An 18,323-nucleotide genomic window follows, 5' to 3' on the forward strand; every position below is an offset into this window, starting at 1 on the left:
AAATTGTTACATTATTTATGATTCAATTAAAAACAATAGACGAATTACGTCTGATGAAGCAGAGTGCTCAACTGGTTTCCAGAACATTAGGAATGCTGGCTAAAGAGATCAAACCGGGAATTACCACTTTGTATTTAGATAAACTGGCACATGATTTTATTAAAGATCACGGTGCAGAGCCCGCATTTTTAGGATATGGAGGTTTCCCGTATTCTTTATGTATTTCACCGAATGAGCAGGTTGTTCACGGTTTTCCAAGTAAAGAAGAAATTAAAGAAGGTGACGTGTTATCAGTAGATTGTGGTGCAATTTTAAATGGTTTTGTAGGAGATCACGCTTACACATTTGAAATTGGAGAAGTAAAACCTGAAACCAAAAAACTTCTGAAAGTCGCTAAAGAATCTCTTTACAAAGGTATTGAGCAGTGCATCAGAGGAAAAAGAATAGGAGATATTTCTCATGCCATCCAGGCTCACTGCGAAAAAGAGGGCTATGGAGTCGTAAGAGAACTTGTGGGGCACGGCGTAGGAAGACAGATGCATGAAGATCCGCAGGTTCCGAACTATGGAAAACAGGGAAGCGGAAAAGTGATCAAAGATGGTCTAACAATCGCTATTGAGCCGATGATTAATCTCGGTACCGAAAAAGTGAAATTTCATAATGATGGATGGACGGTGACTACTCTAGACAATCAGCCATCTGCGCATTTTGAGCATGATGTTGCAGTAATTAACGGAAAACCGGTGCTGCTTTCTACGTTTCAGTATATTTACGATGCTTTAGGTATTGAAAGTAATGAGGAAAAAGCTTTCCAATTGGATTTTTAATGAAAAAGGTTGCCAAACTTTTATTAAATAAAATTCCACGTCCTATGCTGATTAAAATAAGCATTTGGGCGAGGCCTCTCATTTATCAGCTTTTTAAAGGTGACCGTTTTATTGATCCTATCGACGGAAGATCATACAGAAAGTTTCTTCCTTACGGATATGGAAAACAACGTGAAAATGCTTTATCACCTGGAACTTTAAGTCTGGAAAGACATCGCCAGATGTGGCTGTATCTTCAGAATGAAACCGATTTTTTTATTAAAAATTATAAAGTTCTGCATATTGCTCCCGAGCAGGAATTTCTGAGAAAATTTAAGAGAATGAGAAACCTGAATTATATTTCAGCGGATTTATTTTCTCCCATCGTGGATGTAAAAGCAGATATCTTGGATCTTCCTTTCGAAAATGAAAGTTTTGATATTATTTTCTGTAATCATGTTTTAGAGCATATTGAAGATGATGCGAAAGCCATGAGTGAATTGTATCGTGTGCTGCGTCCCGGCGGATGGGGCATTCTGCAGGTTCCTATGAAGAATTCTCTGGAAAAAACCTATGAAGATTTTACGATCAAAGATCCTAAGGAACGTCAGAAACATTTCGGACAGTATGACCACGTGCGTTGGTACGGAATGGATTATTTCGACAGACTTCAGAAAGCAGGTTTTGAAACAGACGTCAATTTTTACTCCCAACAGTTTTCAGAGGAAGAAATTACAAAATATGGGCTCAGAAAAAATGAAATTCTGCCCTTAGTTTATAAAAAATAATAAAAACGCCTCCGACTGCCGGAGGCGTTTTCTATTTAAAAATTTTTCTTTAATGATCTTAATGCGAAGAAACCGCTTTTAATCCGATAACAGAGCTTATCAATGTTATTATAAAAAATATCCTCCAAAATGTTACCGGTTCTCTGAATAAAAATATACCCACCAGTACCGTTCCTATCGCGCCGATTCCGGTCCAGACCGCATACGCCGTACCGATAGGAAGTGTTTCTGTCGCTTTGATGAGTAAAAGCATACTGATTGTAAGGGAAATAAGAAATCCTGCAAACCAGAAGTACATGGCTGTTCCTGTCGTTTCTTTCACTTTGCCCAGGCATGATGCGAAGGCCACTTCAAACAATCCTGCAATAATTAAGATAATCCAATTCATTTTTTAAGTTTCTGCTGCAAAGTTCTGAATTTAAAAACAATTCAGTTGTTATAGTTGGGGAAACATTAAAATTAAATATAAATTTTCCTGTTGATAATTTTCAGAAAACCTTCTTTTTCAAGTTTTTTGATGGTTCGGATTACCGTTTCTACTCTCAGAGCGGTAATTGAGGCAATCTGTTGCCTTGTAAGAGGAACTTCAAATGAGAACTTCGACTCGTCGGCACTGAAGCTTTTCTGATAGCCTAAAGCGCCTTTAATCCGCACATCCGGACGAAGAGAAGTATTGTTTTCCAGCATGATGTATTTATAATACAGGCGCTCAGACAAAAATTTATTGATATCCCTTGAAATTTGCGGATTCTCATCCAATAATCTCACAAAACTATTTTTCGGTAATTTCAACACAGTCGTTTCTTCAAAAGCTATTGCATTTACAGGATATGTTTCGTCAATAAATAATAATAATTCACATACACTAAGCCCTTTATTCAGGATGGCGAGAATAAGCTCTTTACCATCTTCATTGTAATGATTAAGCTTTATTCTTCCTTTTACGATCTGATAATAATACTTAGGAACGCTGTTTTCCTCAAATATGACGTAAGAAGATCTAAGGTCTTCAAGTTCTGCTCCGTATGATAATAAGAGTTGTTCTTCAATTAACATATAATAAGTTTTTTAATTCGATACTGATAATAACTTGTTTTAATTTATTTAAATTAATTATTATAAAATCATCCTTGCAAAATCTGTACACTTTAATTATATTTTAAATACAAAAACAATAAACCCCCGAAAATACAGGGGTTTAAAACTTGAAAGTATATATTTAAGTGAAAAAGTGTTGTCAGCTAATATTCAAACACTGTGCCGTGAATTATATTTTTTTTAGGAAATTTATTTACAAAATATAAAGTTTCAATTAATTTTATTCTAAAACATTGATTTACTGGAATAAATATTGCTGCGTACTTAGAGATTTTTTTTACCCTTAAAAATATATTCGCATTAATGTGGTATGCAGGCGGATAATCGCTAAAATGTTAGTATTATTCGGAATTTTGTGAGTATTTTTGAGGTTAAACTAAATATAATTAATTATTGATTCTATATTTCTATGATCTTAATTGTTGATGATAACCAAAGTAACCTCTATTCGCTGAAAAAACTGCTGGAATCAAAAGATTTTCAGGTTGATACAGCTGATTCTGGTGAGGAAGCATTGGGAAAAGCGTTGAAAAATGATTATGCCTTAATTATTTTAGATGTACAGATGCCTGATATGGACGGCTTCGAGGTAGCGGAAACCCTTGCAGGATACAGTAAAACGAAGGAAGTACCTATTATATTCTTATCCGCGGTAAATACTGAAAAAAGATTTATAACACGAGGTTATGCATCCGGGGGTAAAGATTACGTGACAAAACCTGTAGATCCGGAAATTCTTTTATTAAAAGTTAAAACCTTCTACAACCTTCAGGAGCAGAATATTGCCCTGAAAAAAACGCAACAGAGTCTGGAACTTGAAGTAAAAGGCAGAAGAGAATCGCAGGTAACTCTGAAATCTCAGATCGACCATTTCCATCTGATGCTGGAGTCACTGCCCCAGATTGCTTTTACGCTGACTAAAGAAGGATCTGTAGATTTTGTGAACTGCAAATGGTATCAGTATTCCGAATCTGAGAAACAATTCCCGGAAACACATCCCGATGACTTCAATATTAAAGAAGAATTTGAGCGGTGCAGAAAAAAAGGAATCGCTTTGGAACTTGAGGTCAGAATTAAAAATATTGAGTCGGGAGATTACCGCTATCATCTGCTTCGCGTTACTCCGGTATATGACGGCGATGCCATTAAAAACTGGGTCGGAACTTTCACAGATATCGACGACCAGAAAAAAGTAGAAAAGGAAAAGGATGAATTCCTGAGTATTGCAAGCCATGAGCTCAAAACTCCTTTAACGAGTATTAAAGCTTATGTTCAGCTTCTGGAAAGAAAATTAAAACTGGATAAGGAAAGTGCTGAAGCAGGATTTGTGACAAAAGTTCAGGATCAGATAGAGAAGCTTAATACGCTGATTACAGATTTGCTGGATGTTTCCAAAATCGAAAACGGCAAACTTAAAATAAATAAAAAGCCTACCAATCTTGAAAATGTGATCAGCAATGCGATTGAAACTATTCTTCAGACTCATGATGAAAGTCGTGTTAAAATAAAAAGAGACGGTGTAAAGCCCGACATTCTTATTCCGCTTGATGAGATCCGAATTGAGCAGGTTTTAATCAATTTTTTAACAAACGCCATTAAATATTCCCCTAAAAACAATCAGGTGATTGTCACTACTTTTGTAGACGAAGAAGAGCAGGAAGTAAAGGTGAATGTTACCGACTTCGGAATCGGTATTCCGGATTTTAAGCAGGAAGCTGTTTTCCGTAAATTTTACCGTGTGGAAGAATCTTCTCTTCAATTCCAGGGAATGGGAATAGGTTTATTCATATGCTCTGAAATCATCAAGCAGCATCACGGAAATATTGGTGTTTCCAGCAAAGTAGATGAGGGATCTACATTTTATTTCACATTACCATTAAATTAATTTTCAATGCCGAAAAAAATTATAAGAAATCTTCAGTTTGGAGTAGGACTCTCTTTAGTCATCCTTATTGCGAGTTCCATTGCATCTTATGTCAGCATACAGAAACAGATGGAAAATCGCGAAGGTCTTTCAAAAAGCCGAAGATCCATCACCGCAGTAAAAGATGTTTTAATTTCTTTACTGGACGCTGAAACGGGTAATAGAGGATATCAATTGACCGGCAGGGAAAGCTTTCTGGAGCCTTTCAACAGGAGTCTTGTCGAGTTTCCCAAAGCTATAGAAAGAGCTAAGAATTTAGATCTTAAAGATAAAAGTCAGGTTAGCCGATTGCATGAGCTTGAAAGAAATGTTAATACTAATATTTCAAATCTAAAACATTTTGTAGATAACAGGAAAAGAGGCATGACAATGACTCAGGAGCAGATTCTTCTGAGTAAAGGTTACATGGACAGATGCCGAAAACTTGTTCAGGAATTCGTTCAGTATGAGGAGGTTCAGCTTGCCATGAAGAATAAAGATCTCAACAGATCATCCAATACAACTGTTTTATTTATTATTATTTCAGCTATCGGTGCTATTGTAGTGACTGCATATTTTTATGTAAAGCTGAGAGCAGACCTTATTCGTAGAGATAAATTAGAAAAAGCGCTTCAGGCAAAAGATATTGAAATCAGCAGGCGGGTAAGTGCTATTCAGCAGATTGCCAACCGAGTAGCCAACGGAGATTACAGCCAACGGGCGATAGACAATTCTCAGGATGATCTTGGTGATCTTGCAGAATCCCTGAACAATATGACGGAATCTCTTAAGATTTCTTTTGATAAAATTAATGCCAGCGACTGGCGCCAGAAAGGACTTGCTTTACTCAATGAATCGATGATGGGAAACAAGTCTGTACAGGAAGTTTCTGATAATGCATTAGATCAGATCATAGAATACGGTAAATGCATCAATGGTTCAATTTATCTTTATGATGAAGGTTTGCTTAAGCTAAAAGCTGCTTTAGGCCTGGAAAACAACATGAAAAGGATTTTCGAACCTGGTGAAGGAATGGTAGGTCAGGCTTTTATTACCGAAAAAACTCAGGTTTATAATAATCTTCATGAGGATGATTTTGTGGTAACATTTGCCAGCAGCAAAATCAAAATTTATGGAATATTACTCCTCCCGATTTTTGCGGATGGCAAGGTCATAGGTGTTCTGGAATTAGGATCTACCAATAATTTCGATGAAACTAGGGTGAACTATTTTGTTGAATGTACCCGAAATATAGGCGTTGCATTAAGCGCTGCGAAAGGCCGTGAAAAAGAGCAGCAGCTTCTGGAAGAAACCCAGGCACAATCTGAAGAGTTGCAGGTGCAGCATTCTGAACTTGAGAACCTTAATACAGAACTTGAAGCACAGACCCAAAAATTACAGGCTTCCGAGGAAGAGCTTAAAGTACAGCAGGAAGAGCTGATGCAGGCGAATGCCGAGCTGGAAGAACGATCAAGATTACTGGAAGAAAAAAATCACCTGATTGCTGAACGCAACAATGAGATCCAGAAAAAAGTAGAAGAGCTTGCGCTGAGTACTAAATATAAGTCGGAGTTCTTGGCGAACATGTCTCATGAGCTGCGTACACCGCTGAATTCAATCTTGCTTTTATCCCGTCTGATGGCCGAAAACCCGGAAGAGAATTTAAATGAAGACCAGATCGAATCGGCAAAAGTAATCCAAAGTTCGGGAAGCAGCTTGCTGACACTAATTGATGAGATTCTCGACCTTGCCAAAATTGAATCAGGTAAAATGACACTGGAATACCAGGAGGTGATTGTTGATGATATTGTTAAAGATTTAAAAAACCTCTTCAACCCGGTATTTCAGGAAAAAAGGCTTCAGTTTAACATACAGATCGAAAATGATTTACAGCCAGCCATTGAAACCGATCGCTTACGAGTAGATCAGGTGCTAAGGAATTTATTGTCAAATGCTTTGAAGTTTACAACGCAAGGAAGCATTAGTTTACATATTAAGAAAGATCCCAGGAAGAAAGATTTTATTATTTTCTCCGTGAAAGACACCGGAATAGGCATTGCAGAAGATAAGCAGAAAATTATTTTTGAAGCATTTCAGCAGGCAGACGGTTCTACGAGAAGAAAATTTGGAGGTACAGGCCTTGGATTATCAATCAGCAGGGAAATTGCCCGACTTTTAGGAGGAGAGTTGAATCTGGAAAGTAAAGTGGGTGAGGGAAGTGAATTCAGCCTCATCATTCCAGTAAAAGCGATTGCTGAATCTGAAATTGAACACATAGAAACAGATCAGGACCTGGTAGATATTATTCGTGAAGATGTAGTGGAAATTAAAAATATTCTTGATGATGGCGAAGAAGAGTATTACAATACGATCAATGATCTGAAAATCCCTGAAAATGTAAATGACGACAGGGAAAATATCCGGGATGGTGACAAGGTGATTTTAATTATCGAAGATGATACCAACTTTGCAAAAGCTCTGTTAAAGTATGCTCATCTGCAGAATTATAAAGCAGTGGTAGCCGTAAGGGGGGATCATGGTCTTCCGGCTGCATTACAGTACCGTCCGCATGCTATTCTCCTGGATGTACAGCTTCCGGTAAAAGACGGATGGCAGGTGATGGATGAGCTTAAATCAAACCCTGAAACCAAGCATATTCCGGTGCATATGATGTCTGTATTGCATGTGAAAAAAGAAAGCCTGATGAAAGGTGCTATCGACTTTATCAATAAGCCTGTAGCGCTGGATCAGATGACCGAAGTATTCAGAAAAATTGAAGAAGTCATCCGCAAATCTCCGCAGAAAGTTTTAATCGTTGAAGAAAATGCCAGACATGCTAGTGCGCTTTCTTATTTTCTGGGCAATTTTAACATCTCATTATCGGTAGAAAACAATGTTGAGGATAGCGTTAAAGCACTCACTACCGATCACGTAGATTGTGTAATTCTTGATATAGGATCATTAAAAGGAGATGAATATCAAATCATTGAATCCATAAAAAGCTATGACGGTCTGGAAAATCTTCCGATCATTATATTTACGGAACGGAATTTGTCTAAATCAGAAGAATTAAAAATAAAGCAGTACGCTGATTCTATCGTGGTAAAAACAGCGCATTCTTATCAGAGGATTTTAGATGAAGTAGGCTTATTTTTACATCTAGTAGAAGAAAAGAATAATTCTACTGAAACAGTAAGGAATAAAACGTTAGGATCTTTAACAGAAGTCTTAAGCGGAAAAAAGATACTGATCACCGATGATGATGTACGGAATATATTCTCTCTGACAAAAGCTCTGGAGAAATACAAAGTGGAAGTAGTAGTTGCCATGGACGGAAAGCATGCATTGCAGCAAATTAAAGAACATCCTGACGTAGACGTTATTTTAATGGATATGATGATGCCGGAAATGGATGGATACGAAACAATAAAGCAGATCAGGAAAATGCCGATGTTTACAAGATTACCGATTATTGCCATCACTGCAAAATCGATGATCGGAGAGCGTGAAAAATGCATCACTGCAGGAGCTTCGGACTACATTTCGAAACCGGTGGATATCGATCAGCTATTATCCTTACTTAGAGTTTGGTTATATGAAATTTAAACAGTTAAAATTCTGATGAACAAAAAAGTTTTAATTGTGGACGATGATCCGCGAAATATATTTGCTCTAAAACTGACCCTGAAATCAAGGGGATATCAGATCGAAAGCTGTACAATGGGCCAGGAAGCTATTGATATTCTGAAGAAAGACAATCAGTTCACCGCTGTGCTTATGGATATGATGATGCCGGAGATGGACGGTTACGAAGCGATAAGGATAATAAGAAATACACCTTCTATCAGTGGAATTCCGGTAATTGCCGTAACGGCGCAGGCTATGCCCGAAGACCGTCAGAAATGTCTTGATGCCGGAGCTCAGGATTATGTATCGAAACCGATAGATGTGGATCAGTTAATAAATGCTATTGAAAAACTAATGTAAATGCTGGAGCCTAGTATCATAAAAGATGAAGAGGTAGAATACTTGATTAAAGATGTTTATGATATGTATGGCTACGATTTTTCCGAATACAGCAGAGCGTCGTTTAAACGCAGGGTAAATCGTATTTGCCTGATAGACAGGTTTACCAGCTTTGCAGAACTGCGATATACCATTCTGAACGATCCGGAATACCTGAAACGTTTCATAGAGGAAATCACGGTTAATGTTACGGAAATGTTTCGTGATCCGCTATTTTTCAAGACTTTAAGAGAGAAAATCCTTCCTCAGCTGGGAACCTATCCATTGATAAGAATCTGGGTCGCCGGCTGCTCGACGGGCGAAGAAGCTTATTCGATCGCTATTTTACTGAAAGAAGCCAACCTTTATCATAAATCTCTTATTTATGGAACAGACCTCAATCCTTCAGTTCTGGAAACGGCCAGAGCAGGAGTTTTCCCATTGCAGCAGATGAAACTATATTCTGAAAATTATATTTTATCAGGAGGAAAAAAAGATTTTTCAGATTATTATACCGCAAATTATGACAGTGTAAAATTTGATAAAAGTTTACAGGAAAAGCTCATATTATCTACACACAATTTGGTTTCAGACAGCTCTTTCAACAGCTTTCAGCTGATTGTATGCAGAAACGTTCTGATCTATTTTGATCGTGGTCTTCAGGAAAGAGTATTCCGTTTATTTGATAATAGCTTAGAAAATTTAGGTTTTTTGGCATTAGGAGCGAAAGAAACACTAAGATTTTCTAAATTAGATGAAAATTATCATCAGATCGACGATCAGAGAATCTGGAAAAAATTGGATCATAATTAATGATATTGAACAAAGAAAATATAAATACCGAACTGATAATTATCGGAGGCTCTGCGGGGAGTCTTCAGGTAATTATTGAAATGATTAAAAAACTGAATGATAAAATTGCAGTTCCTGTTTTGCTGGTCTTGCATCGTAAGGCGCATTCCAATAATATTCTTCAGGCACTGCTTCAGCAGCTTTCACCAGTCGAGGTGGTGGAAATTGACGATAAAACGGAAATTGAATCCAATAAAATATACATTACCCCTGCAGATTATCACCTGCTTTTTGAAGATAAAAAAACAATGTCGCTGGACAGTTCAGAAAAGATGAATTATTCCCGACCGTCAATTGATGTTACTTTCAAATCGGCGGCGGAGATCTATGGCGAAAATCTTATCGGCGTACTTCTTTCAGGAGCCAATGCCGACGGTGTAGAAGGTTTATCTTATATAAAAAAGAATAACGGAACCGTATGGATCCAGGATCCCGAAACCGCAGAGGTTGATTACATGCCGAAACATGCCATTCAGGAAGTGAAATATGACCTCATCATTAAACCGGAAGATCTCCCAAAATACATAAATCAATTATAATAAATAAAGAAAATCCCTAACAATTACGTAAGAATATGAATAAAAAGAAAATCCTGATTTTTGATGACGACACAACAATTCTTGAAGTGATCAGCATCATTTTTGAAGAAAATGGTTATCAGGTGGAAATTTCCGAAACCTCGCACGATATTCTGGAAAGAGTGGCACAATACAAGCCGGATGTTATTCTTATGGATAACTGGATTCCTAAAATCGGTGGGGTGGAAGCAACAAAACTTCTGAAAAATCATGACGAATTTAAAAATATTCCCGTCATTTATGTCACGGCGAATAATGATATTGTTGCTCTGGCAAAACAGGCGCAGGCGGATGATTATGTTGCCAAACCTTTTAATCTGGAAGATCTGGAAGAAAAGGTGGCAAGTTTTTTACAATAAAGAATTATCGTTTATTTAAAATAAAGTCCCGGATTTATTTCCGGGATTTGCTATATTATTTCCACCTGCTGAGAATCAGATTCTTTTGCAGATTTCATTTTTTCCATAATGAATTCCCTGCTGCATTTTTCGTTATTTATCTCTGTTATCAATGATGTTAAAAACAATTTAATATCTGGCCTTGACAGTATTTCATTTGTAAAAGTAGGCGCAATAATTGTTTTTTTTGATACTAAATTTTCTGTAAGTATATATTCTTTTTCTAAATTTATATCCATGTCGAACTGTGATTTAACACATGAAGTTAAATAATTTCTGATCATTTTTCTTATTTCGAAGCTTTGTATCATCCTTAGTATTTTTATTTATAGCATAAAATATTCGTGCCACGATTGGATTAAAAATAATTATTTAGCATATTTTATTATTATTCATTCTAATTAAATAAAAACGGATGATGACATATTATGTTCACCACCCGTTTGCTAATGAGGAATGTTAACTTTATTTTCCGCCGCCGCCGTTTTTCTCAACATCGGTTTTGGTATTTTCTTTTACTTTCTGGTTTCCAAAACGTTTTACAAATGAAATGGAAGCGCCATACCAATCCCAGGTCGAAGCACTTCGTACAAATCCCTGTTGGTTGTAAGTAGTTGCATCATAATTCGGTCTCTGGAAAATATTCATCAGCTGAAGGCTGACTTCCATTTGGGTTTTAGGAAATATTTTGGTTACAGAAATATTGTGAAAAATATTGGCTTTGTTGGTTGTAGAGTTTCCATTATTCTGGTTGGAAATCTCCATCCATGCACTTATGTTAATATTCTTATTGAAAAGATTGGTATAAGAAAGATTTGTAGATGCACTCAGATAGCTGATATATGGATCGCCTTTAATACCATTTTTCGTATTAAAATCACTGTTATCAATATAATACCATCCAAGCCCAAGGTTTACCGTAAATTTATTTTTAAAAAACGTCTGATTGGTATTGGCATACAAATAATATTTGTGAACCTTTCCGGTAAAATTGGACGGCTGGGTGATATTGATCGTCTTTTTTTCCGGTACCATCCGGAATATCTTCCTGCAGGTAATCGGTCCAGTAATCCTGATCTGTGTACATATATCTTGCGGAGATAAAATATTTCTTCATAATTCCGAGCTTCATGTAAAGCCTGTCACTTGGATTAGGATCCAGATCAATATTTCCGCGGCTGTAAATTCCGTTGGTATTTGGTGTCATAAAAGGATTGAATTCTGCGTACCATGGTCTCCAGATATTACGGTTATAGGTCAAACTTAAATCATATTTATCCGAGAATGTATATTTCAGCAAAATATTAGGCAGGAAAGTACCGTAAGAGTCTTTTCTCGAAGCACCCGCCACATCCTGACGGAGTTTATAATCGATATACTCGTAACGAAGGCCAATCCTTGTTTCAAGCTTTTTAAAAAAAGTCCTGCTGTAATTCGCATAAAGTGATGCAATATAATCTTCGTAATGGAAAACATCATGACTGCTGAGACCGCTCAGCATATTCCCGTATAAATTGTTGGGAATGACATTATTATTAAAATTTATTTTTCCTCCGACTTCAAAGTTTGCTCCGGATTTACCCAAAGGCTGGGTGTAATCTATTTTTGCATAATAATTCCTGTTTTCTGTATCTGTAAGAACTCCGAGACTCTGGTTTGAAGGGCCGTCTTGTGCTGAAAGAATATTTCTGATAAAATAACTGTCTTCCGCCTGTCCGTAATAATTGGTTCCGAGATTTACATCGAGAATTTTATTCTTTTCCTTATCGTACCATTTATAAAAAATATTGGTTCCCAAATTACGGTTGAGTCCCGTTGAATTCTGGTTCTGATCAAAAGAACTTTTAAAAATATTATTAAGATAATCGCTTCCGCTGGATTCAGAATTTGAAATTGAATTGCTCTGGTAATATTCCAGGATGACCCCCACGGTATTTTTGGCATCAATCTCATATTCGGAAGTGGAAGAAACGGAAGGGCTTTTGCTTCTTCCAATCACATAGCTGTCGATCTGGTTGGTAGAATTGTCGGCATACCATGAGTAAAAACTTGAATCTTTCTGTACATAAGTGTTATCACTATAGCTTCCAATGAGCGTTTGGGTGAAATTCTTTTTATGGTAATTCAGGTTAAAATTAGTGTATTGTGAATTCTTGGTATTCTGGCGGTTGTTGAGTGTTACACTTCCTTTTAGTCCTTCATCGTCACGCTTTTTCAGAACAATATTAATAACGGTTCCTGTTGCTTCGTAACGTGAGGACGGACTTGTAATCACCTCAATTTTCATAAGATTGTCGGCAGGAATAGTCTTTAAATATTCTTTTAATTCCTTTCCTGTGAAAACAGATTTTCTGTCGTTGATATATACCGTTACCGATTCTCCTTCTGCTTTTATCGCATCATTATTATCAATACTCACCAGCGGAGTCATTCGCAGTACATCCCAGGTTGTATTTCCGGCCAGTATTGAGCTGTTCGCAACATTAAACACAGTACGGTCAACTTTAGATTCTACGGTGGGTTTTCTTACCGTTACCGTTACGCCTTCTATTTCCTTTTCCTTGGTAGATTTTATTGTATCTTTTTCAGTTTGTGCAAATGTCAGAATGCTAGCCAATAAAGCAATAGGTGTTAAAATGGTTTTCATTTAAAACTAAGTTTTAGATATAAGACACCCTGGGGTGTCTTATTGTTACATCTGTATGATTAATTTTGCAATATTTTTTCTTAACACCTGATTTATAAAGGGCTTAATTGTTTTAAATAATATAAAAAAGTTCAGCGATTAAGAATCAAAATTAAAAAATCATATTTTTGCTGAAATTCAAATGACCTATGAAGAATGCTTTAAGCTGGATCCTTGTTTTGTTTCTTCTTGTTTCAGTTTTAAATAATTGTCTGAACAATTCTGTACAGAAAGAACTTAATCAAAAAGCTGATTTCATGAACCATCTGCGAAAATTATATTCGTCAGGTGATGTTTCAACATGGCCAAAGCCCATTCTGGATCCGGAATCTGTTTCAACATTTTCCGAAATCGGTCATTTGCCGGATGTTTCTTTTCCTGCAGACAATCAGTATTCAGTTGAAAAAGAATTGCTGGGGAAAACACTTTTTTTTGATCCGCGCCTTTCAAAATCAAATCAGATCGCTTGCGCATCGTGCCATGATCCGGAATTGGCCTGGTGTGATAACAGAACATTTTCTTTCGGTCACGACCGCCAGTTGGGATCCCGAAATGCAATGAGCATTTTTAATGTGGCGTATGCAAAATCTTTATTCTGGGATGGTCGTGCCGGATCGCTGGAAGAGCAGTCACAAATGCCGATCCAGGATCAAAAAGAAATGGGCGAGCACATGGACGTGGCAGCCGGCAAAATTGCCAGTATTAAAGGATATCAAATGTTGTTTGAAAAAGCATTCGGCAATAAAACTGTCACAAAAGAACGTATTTCAAAAGCGATTGCCACTTTTGAAAGAAATGTCAAAAGCACAGCGAGTAAATTTGATCAGTTTATTGATGGTAAATCGGATGTATATACCGATGATGAGCTGATGGGACTTCATCTTTTCAGAACTAAAGCCCAGTGTATCAATTGCCACAACTCAGGATACTTTTCTAATAATAAGTTTGAAAATATCGGAACGGCTTTGTTGGGTGAAAGAGGAGAGGATCCCGGGAGGTATCTCTTTACAAAAGATACAAACGATGCCGGAAAATTCCGTGTTCCGGGATTGAGAGAGGTTTCCCGTACAGGGCCTTATTTTCATAACGGATCAATGGCAACATTAGACGAAGTGATACGATTTTACAGTAAAGGAAATCCCGAGTATTCTCAGAAACGCTCTACGGTTTATGAGGGAATATTATTGAAGTCTGAAAAATCCGGGATGGTACGAATGCTGGAATTGTCTGATCACGAAGTCCATCAGCTGGAAGCTTTCCTTAGAACTTTATCTGCAAATCCTCAAAGAATATCTTTACCTGAATTACCGAAATAGTTTTACGAATAATTTATTTAAAATTCAAATCATAGTTAATAAAAAAGCAGCTGAACAAAATATTGTAAAGCTGCTTCCCCTAAGATTAATTTACTAATTTGTAAAATTTTTATCGTGTATATGTGTATTTCATTTAAAAAGAGAGAGCCCCAGAATAGGAGCATCTCTCATTATAAAATATTCCCTTTACTTTTTATTAGATAAAAACGTTAAAAGCATTATCGTTTTTAGCGTTTTATTTTAAGTAAAGATAGAGATAAAGAATAATGTATTAACGATTGGCATTAAATTAAGTAAATAATTCTTTTATATTATTTTTAAAAAGAATAAATTACTTTATATTTGAATTAATTATAACATATAAAGAATATTATTCTATGGATCAACTTGATGATAAAGATTTGCAGCTGCTCAGATTGCTTCAGAATGACTCAAAACTAACGGTTAAAGAACTCGCAAAGGAAATAAATCTATCACCGTCACCGGTTTTTGAAAGAGTAAAAAGGCTCGAACAGGAAGGATATATAAAGAAATATGCGGCATTACTTGACGCCGAAAAACTCAATCTTGGACTAACAGTATATTGTCAGCTGAAATTAAAGAGTAATGACAGTTATCTGGCCGTGGAATTTGAACGCGAGATCCTGGAAATTGAGGAAGTGGCAGAATGCTACAGTATTTCCGGCGATTTTGATTTTCTTCTGAAAGTCTACGTTCGGGATATGAAGCAGTATCAGAACTTTGTCTTTAACATTCTTGGCGCCGTTCCTTCCATCGGCAGCACTCACAGTACTTTTGTGATGGCTCAGGTGAAAAACACCTATGGATTGACGATCTAATGATAATGAAGAAGTCGGGATTATATAAGAAAAGAGGCCTTTAAAGACCTCTTATTATTCTTGTAGCTTAGTATTGCTTACATAGCTTTGCTGTTAAGGTTGGTGTCAGCTACTTTAGTTAAAAGTTCGTCACATTTCTTCTCTTCATTCAATGTTTCAAGAAGATATTTAAGACAATCTTCTTCTTGTAAGACTTTTGCAAATGCTGCAAGTGTTCCGTATGTTGCAATTTCGTAATGTTCTACCTTTTGTGCGGCAGCGATGATACCTGCATCTCTTACAGTTCCAGGTTCAGTTTCTTCGATGATGCTTTTCCCTTCATCAAGAAGTCCCTGCATGGCATCACATTTTTTTGCCTGAGCCTTTTTGCCTAAAGCTTTAAAACATTCTTCCAGTCTTTCCACATGAGTTTCTGTTTCAGCAAGGTGATTTTCGATTGCTGTTTTCAGCTTTTCATCAGTGGCATTTTTCATCATGGTAGGTAATGCTTTTACCAATGCTTTTTCTGCCCAGTAAATATCTTTTAATGAATCTTCAAAAAGATCTTTCAGTTCTTTGGCTGCGCCTTTCTTGGCAGGAGTTTTTGAAGTTGATTTTGTTGAAGTTTTAGAAGCTGTTGCTTTTGCCGCTGTCTTTTTAGCTGGTGTTTTAGTTTCCATAATAAATTATATTTAGTGATTATTGATTGGTGATGAATCTGCAACTATAAGACCATCTTTGTCGAAAACGGTTATATGTGGTATCAAAAGATTTATCTTATAAATTGAAAAATGTACTTATCTGAAATCAAGCAGTCCCTCGGCAAGCACTTTCCACTGTATTTTTGAAATTCCGAATATTCCGCCCAGCGCAATCATAGAATTCCTGATCTTATCAATAAAAGTTGCATTGAAATTAGGCTTTTCATTACGACCATAAATTCCGACTTTCAGTACATTACCATCTTTAATAATCATAAAATTAGATGTTGCAGAATCACTATAAAAATGGGCAACATGCCCCTTCGATTTATTCGGTAATTTTGAAGGCCGGCATGAAACAAGGTACGATTCATAATCACCTGTATCTCTGTGGGCAATATTGATAATTTCCACCCAATCATAACCATCTGCTTCCTTTGTACCCGGGCCAGGAATGCCGATTCTTACAAAATCTCCCCTTTGAGGAACTCTGTCGACCGGATGCCCGGATTCACTAAAATGTTTAAATTCAGATGATGCTTTCCCGCAGTAGCTTTTCCATTCATTAATAGAAAAGAAACGTTTTTTCAGGATTTCAAATTTAGCATTTATTTCAATTGTTTTAAATTGCTTTATGCTTTCAGTATCATGAAATCCACCGCTTTTCTGGCGGGGAACTCCCGGAATTTGTTTAGGTTTCATATGCTTTCTTGTAGGTGTTGAACAAAGATAGCATCTATAAGGTTAAAGTATTATGAGCAAAATCACAATAAATTTTCATCTCCCGATGATTACAGTCATATTTTTAAGAAAATATTATTTACGAAATTCGACCTGATCAAACAAATAAGCGTAACATTATTAAACTATGAACGGAGTAATTATTCAGTATTTCCACTGGTATTATAATGGTAACCTTTGGAATGAATTTGCCGAGAATACAGAATATTTAAAAAGTCTCGGTATTACCGCAGTATGGCTTCCTCCGGCTACAAAGTGTAATTTGGGAACTGATGGAAGAGGTTATGATGTCTATGACCTTTATGATCTCGGAGAATTTGATCAGAAAGGCGGAATTCCTACCCGGTACGGTACGAAAGAAGAATATATTAAGGCTATTGAAAAAGCCCATCACTCCGGTATTGATGTGTATGCCGATATTGTGCTTAATCATAGGATGGGAGCTGATGAAGCAGAAAAAATAGAGGTTCATGAGGTAGACGAAGAAAACAGGAATACTGTTATTTCCGATACTTTTGAAGTTTTGGCTCAGACCAAATTTACATTTCCCGGCAGAAAGGGTAAATATTCCGATTTTATCTGGGATCATCATTGTTTCAGCGGAATCGATATTGTACGGAAGGACGGCGAAGAAATGGTTGGAATTTTTAAAATTCATAATGAATATGGTACAGTATGGACGGATGATGTAAGCCATCAGTTCGGAAATTATGATTACCTTATGGGTGCTGATGTAGAATACCGGAATCCCGGTGTGATAAAGGAAATGAAAAACTGGATCAAATGGTATCTTGAGACAACCAAAGTGGACGGTCTGCGACTGGATGCGCTCAAACACATTTCTTCCGGTTTTTTGAAAGAATGGATTACCTATATAAAAACAGAATTAGATCCCGATTGTTATGTTTTGGGAGAATTCTGGAAGGATGATGTGAAAAAGATCACTTATTTTTCAGATAAAATGAATAATCTTATTTCATGCTTTGACGTGCCTTTGCATTATAATTTTTTTAAAGCTTCGGAAAAAGGAAAAGATTATGATCTGACGCAACTGCTGAAAGGAAGTTTCATGGAATGCAAACCTGCATCATCGGTTTCATTTGTTGAAAACCACGATACCCAAAATTTGCAGGCGTTGGAGTCTGCCGTTCAGGCTTGGTTTAAACCGCTGGCATATGCAGTTATTTTACTGTCTGAAGATGCGTATCCGTGCATATTTTATCCTGATCTTTACGGAGCTGAATATACCGATACACAAGATGGAAAGGAAGTGAAAATTGTGATGCCGAAAATTGAAGCCCTGCCTAGGTTGCTCATAGCCAGAAAGCAATTTGCTTTTGGAGAACAGATAAAATATTTTGATGATCCCAACTGCATCGCCTGGGTGAGAATGGGAAGTGATGAAAATTTCGGATGTGTGACCATAATTTCAAATGGTGCCGAGAGCTTTAAAGAAATTAATCTGGGAAAAAGAAATGCACATTTAAAATTTAAAGATTTTCTGGATCACAGAAAAGAAGAAGTAACAACGGATGAAGAAGGCAAAGCCATTTTCCATGTAAATTCCTGCTCGGTAAGTGTCTGGGTTAAATCTGATATGATTTAAAACAAAAAGCCCTGAAAACTTCAATTT

At 36.7% G+C, this 18,323-nt stretch carries 18 protein-coding genes; 11 read left to right on the forward strand and 7 right to left on the reverse strand.

Annotated features, from left to right (window positions below; translation table 11 throughout):
• Positions 1-17 precede the first annotated feature (17 nt).
• Positions 18-827: a type I methionyl aminopeptidase gene (gene map, locus AAHI02_RS02240; RefSeq protein WP_346985257.1), complete on the forward strand. Its 810-nt coding sequence runs from the start codon at positions 18-20 to the stop codon at positions 825-827.
• Positions 827-1,594 (forward strand): methyltransferase domain-containing protein, encoded by a 768-nt coding sequence (locus AAHI02_RS02245; protein ID WP_346985258.1) that lies wholly within the window; start codon positions 827-829, stop codon positions 1,592-1,594. Before map ends, AAHI02_RS02245 begins: the two co-directional genes overlap by 1 nt.
• A gap of 58 nt (positions 1,595-1,652) precedes the next feature.
• Here AAHI02_RS02245 and AAHI02_RS02250 read toward each other — a convergent pair whose 3' ends face one another.
• Together AAHI02_RS02250 and AAHI02_RS02255 are read right to left on the reverse strand one after the other, a co-directional pair.
• Entirely contained in the window at positions 1,653-1,982 is a 330-nt protein-coding gene (locus AAHI02_RS02250; protein ID WP_346985259.1) for a multidrug efflux SMR transporter, read from the reverse strand.
• 71 nt (positions 1,983-2,053) lie between these two features.
• On the reverse strand, positions 2,054-2,650 hold the full coding sequence (locus AAHI02_RS02255) for a Crp/Fnr family transcriptional regulator (protein WP_346985260.1): 597 nt from the start codon (positions 2,648-2,650) through the stop codon (positions 2,054-2,056).
• A 451-nt stretch (positions 2,651-3,101) separates the two neighbouring features.
• Here AAHI02_RS02255 and AAHI02_RS02260 point away from each other — a divergent pair, with 451 nt between their 5' ends.
• From AAHI02_RS02260 to AAHI02_RS02285, 6 genes are read left to right on the forward strand one after another with little or no spacing between them, the layout of a single operon-like run.
• Positions 3,102-4,577 carry a response regulator gene (locus AAHI02_RS02260; protein WP_346985261.1) on the forward strand — a complete coding sequence of 492 codons (1,476 nt, stop codon included), beginning with the start codon at positions 3,102-3,104 and terminating at the stop codon, positions 4,575-4,577.
• 6 nt (positions 4,578-4,583) lie between these two features.
• Positions 4,584-8,201 carry a response regulator gene (locus tag AAHI02_RS02265; protein ID WP_346985262.1) on the forward strand — a complete coding sequence of 1,206 codons (3,618 nt, stop codon included), beginning with the start codon at positions 4,584-4,586 and terminating at the stop codon, positions 8,199-8,201.
• Between the two features lie 15 nt (positions 8,202-8,216).
• Positions 8,217-8,582 (forward strand): response regulator, encoded by a 366-nt coding sequence (locus AAHI02_RS02270; RefSeq protein WP_346985263.1) that lies wholly within the window; start codon positions 8,217-8,219, stop codon positions 8,580-8,582.
• Positions 8,583-9,413: a protein-glutamate O-methyltransferase CheR gene (locus AAHI02_RS02275; RefSeq protein WP_346985264.1), complete on the forward strand. Its 831-nt coding sequence runs from the start codon at positions 8,583-8,585 to the stop codon at positions 9,411-9,413.
• A complete protein-coding gene (locus AAHI02_RS02280) occupies positions 9,413-9,991 on the forward strand; it encodes a chemotaxis protein CheB (RefSeq protein WP_346985265.1) in 579 nt (192 codons plus the stop codon). The genes AAHI02_RS02275 and AAHI02_RS02280 overlap by 1 nt, the downstream gene beginning before the upstream one ends.
• Before the next feature lie 35 nt (positions 9,992-10,026).
• Positions 10,027-10,389 carry a response regulator gene (locus AAHI02_RS02285; RefSeq protein ID WP_346985266.1) on the forward strand — a complete coding sequence of 121 codons (363 nt, stop codon included), beginning with the start codon at positions 10,027-10,029 and terminating at the stop codon, positions 10,387-10,389.
• A 50-nt stretch (positions 10,390-10,439) separates the two neighbouring features.
• On the opposite strand, the gene AAHI02_RS02290 is transcribed toward AAHI02_RS02285, so the two are convergent.
• From AAHI02_RS02290 to AAHI02_RS02300, 3 genes are all read right to left on the reverse strand, one after another.
• Entirely contained in the window at positions 10,440-10,667 is a 228-nt protein-coding gene (locus AAHI02_RS02290; RefSeq protein ID WP_346985267.1) for a hypothetical protein, read from the reverse strand.
• A gap of 226 nt (positions 10,668-10,893) precedes the next feature.
• On the reverse strand, positions 10,894-11,463 hold the full coding sequence (locus AAHI02_RS02295; RefSeq protein ID WP_346985268.1) for an outer membrane beta-barrel protein: 570 nt from the start codon (positions 11,461-11,463) through the stop codon (positions 10,894-10,896).
• Complete coding sequence (locus tag AAHI02_RS02300; RefSeq protein WP_346985269.1) at positions 11,360-13,075, reverse strand: outer membrane beta-barrel protein; 1,716 nt, start codon at positions 13,073-13,075, stop codon at positions 11,360-11,362. The genes AAHI02_RS02295 and AAHI02_RS02300 overlap by 104 nt, the downstream gene beginning before the upstream one ends.
• A 188-nt stretch (positions 13,076-13,263) precedes the next feature.
• Between AAHI02_RS02300 and AAHI02_RS02305 the strand changes: the two genes are divergently transcribed.
• Positions 13,264-14,430, forward strand: a complete 1,167-nt coding sequence (locus AAHI02_RS02305) for a cytochrome c peroxidase (RefSeq protein WP_346985270.1) — start codon at positions 13,264-13,266, stop codon at positions 14,428-14,430.
• A 377-nt stretch (positions 14,431-14,807) separates the two neighbouring features.
• Positions 14,808-15,269 carry an Lrp/AsnC family transcriptional regulator gene (locus tag AAHI02_RS02310; RefSeq protein WP_042721138.1) on the forward strand — a complete coding sequence of 154 codons (462 nt, stop codon included), beginning with the start codon at positions 14,808-14,810 and terminating at the stop codon, positions 15,267-15,269.
• Positions 15,270-15,346: 77 nt separating this feature from the next.
• On the opposite strand, the gene AAHI02_RS02315 is transcribed toward AAHI02_RS02310, so the two are convergent.
• The gene (locus tag AAHI02_RS02315; RefSeq protein ID WP_346985271.1) at positions 15,347-15,928 is read right to left on the reverse strand and encodes a ferritin-like domain-containing protein; all 582 of its coding nucleotides are present in this window, start codon (positions 15,926-15,928) and stop codon (positions 15,347-15,349) included.
• 117 nt (positions 15,929-16,045) lie between these two features.
• Positions 16,046-16,651, reverse strand: coding sequence for a hypothetical protein (locus AAHI02_RS02320; RefSeq protein ID WP_346985272.1), 606 nt, complete (start codon positions 16,649-16,651; stop codon positions 16,046-16,048).
• A gap of 166 nt (positions 16,652-16,817) precedes the next feature.
• On the opposite strand from AAHI02_RS02320, the gene AAHI02_RS02325 reads away from it, so the two are divergent.
• A complete protein-coding gene (locus AAHI02_RS02325) occupies positions 16,818-18,296 on the forward strand; it encodes an alpha-amylase (protein WP_346985273.1) in 1,479 nt (492 codons plus the stop codon).
• Positions 18,297-18,323 lie beyond the last annotated feature (27 nt).

This window comes from Chryseobacterium sp. POE27, assembly GCF_039727685.1.
GTDB lineage: Bacteria > Bacteroidota > Bacteroidia > Flavobacteriales > Weeksellaceae > Chryseobacterium.

Bases quoted from the DNA above. Each gene is read 5' to 3' on its own strand.
- map (WP_346985257.1), top strand. From the start codon at position 18: ATGATTCAATTAAAAACAATAGACGAATTACGTCTGATGAAGCAGAGT.
- AAHI02_RS02245 (WP_346985258.1), top strand. From the start codon at position 827: ATGAAAAAGGTTGCCAAACTTTTATTAAATAAAATTCCACGTCCTATG.
- AAHI02_RS02250 (WP_346985259.1), bottom strand. From the start codon at position 1,982: ATGAATTGGATTATCTTAATTATTGCAGGATTGTTTGAAGTGGCCTTC.
- AAHI02_RS02255 (WP_346985260.1), bottom strand. From the start codon at position 2,650: ATGTTAATTGAAGAACAACTCTTATTATCATACGGAGCAGAACTTGAA.
- AAHI02_RS02260 (WP_346985261.1), top strand. From the start codon at position 3,102: ATGATCTTAATTGTTGATGATAACCAAAGTAACCTCTATTCGCTGAAA.
- AAHI02_RS02265 (WP_346985262.1), top strand. From the start codon at position 4,584: ATGCCGAAAAAAATTATAAGAAATCTTCAGTTTGGAGTAGGACTCTCT.
- AAHI02_RS02270 (WP_346985263.1), top strand. From the start codon at position 8,217: ATGAACAAAAAAGTTTTAATTGTGGACGATGATCCGCGAAATATATTT.
- AAHI02_RS02275 (WP_346985264.1), top strand. From the start codon at position 8,583: ATGCTGGAGCCTAGTATCATAAAAGATGAAGAGGTAGAATACTTGATT.
- AAHI02_RS02280 (WP_346985265.1), top strand. From the start codon at position 9,413: ATGATATTGAACAAAGAAAATATAAATACCGAACTGATAATTATCGGA.
- AAHI02_RS02285 (WP_346985266.1), top strand. From the start codon at position 10,027: ATGAATAAAAAGAAAATCCTGATTTTTGATGACGACACAACAATTCTT.
- AAHI02_RS02290 (WP_346985267.1), bottom strand. From the start codon at position 10,667: ATGGATATAAATTTAGAAAAAGAATATATACTTACAGAAAATTTAGTA.
- AAHI02_RS02295 (WP_346985268.1), bottom strand. From the start codon at position 11,463: ATGGTACCGGAAAAAAAGACGATCAATATCACCCAGCCGTCCAATTTT.
- AAHI02_RS02300 (WP_346985269.1), bottom strand. From the start codon at position 13,075: ATGAAAACCATTTTAACACCTATTGCTTTATTGGCTAGCATTCTGACA.
- AAHI02_RS02305 (WP_346985270.1), top strand. From the start codon at position 13,264: ATGAAGAATGCTTTAAGCTGGATCCTTGTTTTGTTTCTTCTTGTTTCA.
- AAHI02_RS02310 (WP_042721138.1), top strand. From the start codon at position 14,808: ATGGATCAACTTGATGATAAAGATTTGCAGCTGCTCAGATTGCTTCAG.
- AAHI02_RS02315 (WP_346985271.1), bottom strand. From the start codon at position 15,928: ATGGAAACTAAAACACCAGCTAAAAAGACAGCGGCAAAAGCAACAGCT.
- AAHI02_RS02320 (WP_346985272.1), bottom strand. From the start codon at position 16,651: ATGAAACCTAAACAAATTCCGGGAGTTCCCCGCCAGAAAAGCGGTGGA.
- AAHI02_RS02325 (WP_346985273.1), top strand. From the start codon at position 16,818: ATGAACGGAGTAATTATTCAGTATTTCCACTGGTATTATAATGGTAAC.